Below are 3988 nucleotides of genomic sequence, written 5' to 3'. Positions count from 1 at the left end.
CGGACACTACGAGCGCTTCCTCGACATCAACCTCGGCCAGTCCGCGAACGTCACCACCGGTCAGATCTACTCCAACGTGATCGCCAAGGAGCGCCGCGGCGAGTACCTCGGCGACACCGTGCAGGTCATCCCGCACATCACCGACGAGATCAAGCGTCGCATGCGCCTGCAGGCGACCGAGGAGCCGCGTCCCGACGTCATCATCACCGAGATCGGCGGCACGGTCGGCGACATCGAGTCGCAGCCGTTCATCGAGTCGGCCCGGCAGATCCGTCACGAGCTCGGCCGCCAGAACGTGTTCTTCGTGCACGTGTCGCTGGTGCCGTTCATGGGCGCATCGGGCGAGCAGAAGACCAAGCCGACCCAGCACTCCGTCGCGGCACTGCGGTCCATCGGCATCCAGCCCGACGCGCTGGTGCTGCGCAGCGACCGCCCGGTGACCGAGTCGAACAAGCGCAAGATCGCGCTCATGTGCGACGTCGACGAGGACGCGGTCGTCAACGCGGTCGACGTGCCGAGCATCTACGACATCCCCTCGATGCTCAACGAGCAGGGCCTCGACGCGTACATCGTGCGTGCGCTCGGCCTCGGCAAGGCCGCAGACGTCGACTGGTCGCGCTGGCAGCGTGTGCTGAACGCCGTGCACAACCCGAAGCACGAGGTCACGATCGGTCTCGTCGGCAAGTACATCGACCTGCCCGACGCCTACCTGTCGGTCACCGAGGCGCTCAAGGCGGGTGGCTTCGCGCAGGAGACGCACGTCAACATCCGGTGGATCCCCTCCGACGAGTGCGAGACGCCCGAGGGCGCGGCCAAGGCGCTGAGCCCGCTCGACGGCATCGTGATCCCCGGCGGCTTCGGCATCCGCGGCATCGAGGGCAAGATCGGCGCGCTGAAGTTCGCCCGCGAGCAGGGCATCCCCACGCTCGGCATCTGCCTCGGCCTGCAGTGCATCGTGATCGAGTACGCCCGTCACGTCGCCGGCATCGAGGACGCGTCGTCGAGCGAGTTCGATCCCGACACGCAGCACCCGGTGATCGCGACGATGGAGGAGCAGGTCGACATCCTCGACCACGGCGACCTCGGCGGCACGATGCGTCTCGGCCTGTACCCGGCCGACCTCGCGGAGGGCTCCATCGCGGCGGAGGTGTACGGCTCGACCCGTGCGTCGGAGCGCCACCGTCACCGCTATGAGGTCAACAACCGCTACCGCGACCAGATCGCGGCGGCCGGCCTGGTGTTCTCGGGCATCAACCCCGACCTCGACCTCGTCGAGTACGTCGAGCTGCCGCGCGACGTGCACCCGTACTACATCGCCACGCAGGCGCACCCCGAGTTGCGCTCGCGCCCCACGGACGCGAACCCGCTGTTCCGCGGACTCGTGGGCGCCGCGCTGGAGCGTCACCGTGCGAGCGAGCTGTTCGAGGTCGAGAACGACTGATGACGGGGGAGCGGATGCTCGCCGACGAGCCTGTCGACGCGGCGGTGCTGCAGAGCGACCTCGTGTACGAGGGGCGCGTGTGGGACGTCCGCAGCGATACCGTCGCGTACGGTGACGGGCAGATCGTGCGCCAGTACGTCGATCACCCGGGGGCGGCCGGGGTCGTGGCTCTCGACGAGCACGACCGCGTACTGCTGATCCAGCAGTACCGGCATCCCATCCGCCTCCGCGACTGGGAGGTGCCGGCGGGGCTGCTCGATGTCGCGGGCGAGTCGCCGCTGCAGACGGCCCAGCGCGAGCTCGCCGAAGAGGCGGACCTCGTCGCCTCGTCGTGGGAGCCGCTCGTGAGCGTGTTCACGACGCCGGGCGGCAACGACGAGATCGTGCACCTGTTCCTCGCGCGGGGCCTCTCGGCCGCAAGCGTCGTCCACGCGCGCGAGGACGAAGAGGCCGACATCCGGATCGAGTGGATGCCGCTGGCCGACGTGGTCGCGGCGGTCTTCGCGGGCCGCATGCGCAACGGCATCCTTGCGACGGGCGTGCTGGCGGCATCCGAACGGCTTCGCCGCTGAGGACGGTGGCCTGACGTGCAGAATCCTTGCGACGGGCGTGCTGGCGGCATCCGAACGGCTGCGCCGTTGAGGACGGGAGCCTGACGTGGAGATCGAGCGTGCGGTGCAGTCCTACCTGCGGCACGTCTCGATCGAGCGCGGGCTGTCGGAGAACACCGTCGCGGCGTACCGGCGTGACCTCGCGGGGTACGCGGCGTGGCTCGACGAGCAGGGCGTGCGCGACACCGCCGAGGTGACGCCGGTGATGCTCGCGAGCTTCGTGGCCGATCGCGCCGCCGCTCAACCGCCCATGGCGGCATCGTCGCTGGCGCGACTGCAGTCCTCGGTGCGCGGGCTCCACCGCTTCCTCGCCCGCGAGGGCATCGAGCCGGGCGATCCGACGTCGCACCTGCGGCCGCCCAAGCAGCCGCGCCGTCTGCCGAAGGCGCTCACGATCGACCAGGTCGAGAGGCTGCTCGAGGCCGCCGGTCCCGCGGACGACCTGTTGGGGGTGCGTGACCGGGCGCTCCTGGAACTGCTGTACGCGACGGGCGCCCGCGTGTCCGAGATCGTGCAGCTGGACGTCGACGACCTCTCCCACGGCGATGTGCTGCGCGTGCGGGGCAAGGGGTCGAAGGAGCGCATCGTGCCGGTCGGGTCGTACGCACGTGCCGCGGTCGACGCGTATCTGACGAGGGCGCGGCCGGAGCTGTCGCGCCGCGGGCATGCGACGCCGCGACTGTTCCTGGGAGCCCGGGGCGCGCCGCTTTCGCGGCAGAGCGCGTGGCTGATCATCCAGTCCGCCGCCGAGCGCGCGCAGCTGACCGCACACGTGTCGCCCCACACGCTGCGGCACTCGTTCGCGACTCACCTGCTGCAGGGCGGCGCCGACGTGCGCGTCGTCCAGGAGCTGCTCGGGCACTCGTCGGTGGCGACGACCCAGATCTACACGCACGTGTCGGTCGACGCCCTGCGCGACGTGTACGCCACCAGTCATCCGCGTGCCCGGTGAACGATTCCGCGACAGCCCACTAAGATCGAGCGAGCACGAGGAAGCAGGAGCACGGTGGCTGACAGCACGGCGAAGACGAGGACGGTCAAGAGCCCGGAGTCTGACGTCCCCATCGGCCCCACCGGTCGCCCCTACCAGGGGTTCCCGACCCCGCCCAAGCTCGACGGGCACGGCCCTGCGCGCATCATCGCACTGTGCAACCAGAAGGGCGGCGTCGGCAAGACGACGACCACCATCAACCTGGCCGCCGCGCTCGCCGGCTACGGCCGCAAGGTGCTCGCCGTGGACTTCGACCCGCAGGGGGCGCTGTCGGCGGGGCTCGGCATCCAGACGCACGAGATCCCGACCATCTACGATCTGCTGCTCGACGGCAAGCGCGACCCGCGCGAGGTGATCGTGCACACGCGCGTCGAGAACCTCGACGTCATCCCGGCGAACATCGACCTGTCGGCCGCGGAGGTGCACCTCGTCAACGAGGTCGCACGCGAGCAGACGCTCGCTCGCGCGCTCCGCAAGATCACGGGCGACTACGACGTGATCCTCATCGACTGCCAGCCGTCGCTCGGCCTGCTGACCGTCAACGCCCTCACCGCCAGCCACGGCGTCGTGATCCCGCTGGAGTGCGAGTTCTTCGCGCTGCGCGGCGTGGCGATGCTCATCGAGACGATCGACAAGGTGAGGGACCGCCTCAACCCGACGATCCAGCTCGACGGCGTGCTGGCGACGATGTACGACGCGCGCACGCTGCACTCGCGCGAGGTGCTCGAGCGCGTGGTCGACGCATTCGGCGATGACGTGCTCGAGACCGTGATCGGCCGCACGGTGAAGTTCCCGGACGCCTCCGTGTCGGGCATGCCGATCACCGAGTTCGCGCCCGAGCACGCCGCGGCGCAGGCCTACCTGCGACTGGCGCGGGAGCTGGTCGCCCGTGGCGCTGTCGCCTGACGCGTCGACAAGCTCACCGACCGGGGAGCCGGGAAGCGC

4 protein-coding genes are annotated in these 3988 nt (G+C 70.1%); all 4 read left to right on the top strand.

Going from position 1 to position 3988, the window contains the following annotated elements; genetic code table 11:
- The coding region (locus ACTHNQ_RS09300) for a CTP synthase (protein WP_440333075.1) at window positions 1–1441 on the top strand (1441 nt) is incomplete at its 5' end.
- Window positions 1441–2013 (top strand): NUDIX domain-containing protein, encoded by a 573-nt coding sequence (locus tag ACTHNQ_RS09295; RefSeq protein ID WP_440333073.1) that lies wholly within the window; start codon window positions 1441–1443, stop codon window positions 2011–2013. The genes ACTHNQ_RS09300 and ACTHNQ_RS09295, both read left to right, overlap by 1 nt.
- Window positions 2014–2098: 85 nt before the next feature.
- Window positions 2099–3004 carry a site-specific tyrosine recombinase XerD gene (gene xerD, locus ACTHNQ_RS09290; RefSeq protein ID WP_440333071.1) on the top strand — a complete coding sequence of 302 codons (906 nt, stop codon included), beginning with the start codon at window positions 2099–2101 and terminating at the stop codon, window positions 3002–3004.
- A 54-nt stretch (window positions 3005–3058) separates the two neighbouring features.
- Complete coding sequence (locus ACTHNQ_RS09285) at window positions 3059–3949, top strand: ParA family protein (protein WP_018170471.1); 891 nt, start codon at window positions 3059–3061, stop codon at window positions 3947–3949.
- Window positions 3950–3988 lie beyond the last annotated feature (39 nt).

Source organism: Microbacterium sp. (genome assembly GCF_051953575.1).
Classification (GTDB): domain Bacteria; phylum Actinomycetota; class Actinomycetes; order Actinomycetales; family Microbacteriaceae; genus Microbacterium.
This window is presented reverse-complemented; position numbering and strand designations above follow the sequence as displayed.